The sequence below is a fragment of the Pseudomonadota bacterium genome (assembly GCA_039028935.1).
In the GTDB taxonomy this organism is placed as follows: domain Bacteria; phylum Pseudomonadota; class Gammaproteobacteria; order Steroidobacterales; family SZUA-146; genus SZUA-146.
The window spans coordinates 1-1,792 of record JBCCHD010000088.1; the positions used below are offsets into that span (position 1 = coordinate 1).

Here is a 1,792-nt window from a genome sequence, read left to right on the forward strand (position 1 = left end):
CCACATTTAATTACTCACAGTGAAGGTAAAATAACGCAATCGTTTTAATAACGCATATTAAGACTGGCTCAGCCCACACAGTGAACACTCATTAATATGAGCTGAGTTTATGCTAATCTTGGTCGCTTACTTCGTCACTGGCCCATGTTTTTGTGGTTAGTTGTGATTGTTGGTGGCATGACATTGGCGATTTGGCTTAAGTTCAAGGGCCAAATCGTCAAAAAATTTCGCTCTCAAAGTGTTTACTGGAATCGCAAACTTCGATTTCGCGCGATCGCTAACGCGCTCTACGAAAAGGTCCAATCCAGTGACTACGATGTCATGCACTGCCATGACATGATCGCACTCATTACCGGCGTTCGATACAAGAAACATCATCCGTCGACCACGTTGATTTGGGATGCGCACGAGCTGTATGAGGACGTCTCATACGCCAACCCGATTGAGAAGGAGTACATCTCCGACGTGATTGCTGAATCCGCAGGCTATGTCGACCGCTTTGTCACCATCAGTGAGAGTTTTCGAGATATCTACTCGGAGCGTCATCCAAAGCTGCCGCCCGCCGCCATCGTGATGAACGCCACTCGCTATACGCAAGAACCGCTCATTCCCTCGCCGCTTCGGGAAGCCACCGGAATTCACACGGACCAGAAAATTCTGCTATTCCAGGGCGGCCTCGGGATGTATCGCGGCATTCCGCAGCTTCTGCAGGCAGCCGAGAATATACCCAGCGACTGGTCTATCGTCTTTATGGGCTGGGGCACTTACGAAAAAGCGATCGATGAATGCGCGCAGCAGCTGAACCTGTCGCGTGCGCCAGACCGCCCGGTGATTCGGCGTATTCCGCCCGCGCCCCAAGAAGAACTTCGGTCATGGACGGCCGGGGCGACCCTCGGCATTATTCCGTACGAAAACTCAAACCTAAATCATCTGTATTGCACACCGAATAAACTCTGGGAATATCCGAACGCGGAGATCCCCATACTCGCTACCGACTTGATTGAGGTGCGACAAATCATCGAACGGTGGGGCACCGGCACGTTGCTCCCGCGGGAATTCGACCATACCGACATCGTGGCCAAACTTGCACAAATCACCGACGCTCAGCTATCGGGGTGGCGTGAAAATTGTCGGAAGTTCTCCAAAGACATGGCCTGGCAGACGTTCGAGCCAGAGCTCTTGAGTGTCTATGAACAGTAAGCCAAAAAAAATCTGTACGGTGGTCGGCGCAAGGCCGCAGTTTGTGAAATGTGCGGTGCTGCGCCACGCCCTCAGCGAAACGCCAAACATCAACGAAGTGCTTATCCACACCGGACAACACTACGATCACCTCATGTCGAATGTATTTTTCGAGCAACTCACGATACGGCCGGCTGAGCATCACCTCGAGCTTGAAAATCGAAAGCACGGCGCGATGACCGGGGAAATGATGGGGGGGATCGAACGCATTTTTGAGGACGAGCAGCCCGACCTTTGTCTGGTTTACGGCGATACAAACTCGACCCTCGCTGGCGCCCTGGTCGCGAGCAAAATGCATATTCCAGTCTGCCACGTCGAGGCGGGCCTTCGGTCTTTCAATCGAGCAATGCCTGAGGAGATTAACCGCATCCTCACCGACCATGTCAGCGAACTGCTTTTTTGCTCCACCGAAGAGAGCGTAAAGAACCTGAAGGACGAAAACGTGCGAGACGGCGTGTTTCTTGTCGGTGACATCATGTTCGATGCGGTTAAAATGTTTGCACCCAAGGGTGATGGCGAAACCGTTCGAAAATCGTTCGGTCTATCCCAAGCC

2 protein-coding genes are annotated in these 1,792 nt (G+C 52.3%); both read left to right on the forward strand.

Features of this window, described 5'->3' with window-relative positions:
* Window positions 1–177: 177 nt before the first annotated feature.
* Window positions 178–1,200 (forward strand): glycosyltransferase family 4 protein, encoded by a 1,023-nt coding sequence (locus tag AAF465_17500; protein ID MEM7084518.1) that lies wholly within the window; start codon window positions 178–180, stop codon window positions 1,198–1,200.
* Window positions 1,190–1,792, forward strand: a 603-nt coding sequence (locus tag AAF465_17505) for a UDP-N-acetylglucosamine 2-epimerase (protein ID MEM7084519.1), incomplete at its 3' end; no start/stop codon positions are given. The genes AAF465_17500 and AAF465_17505, both read left to right, overlap by 11 nt.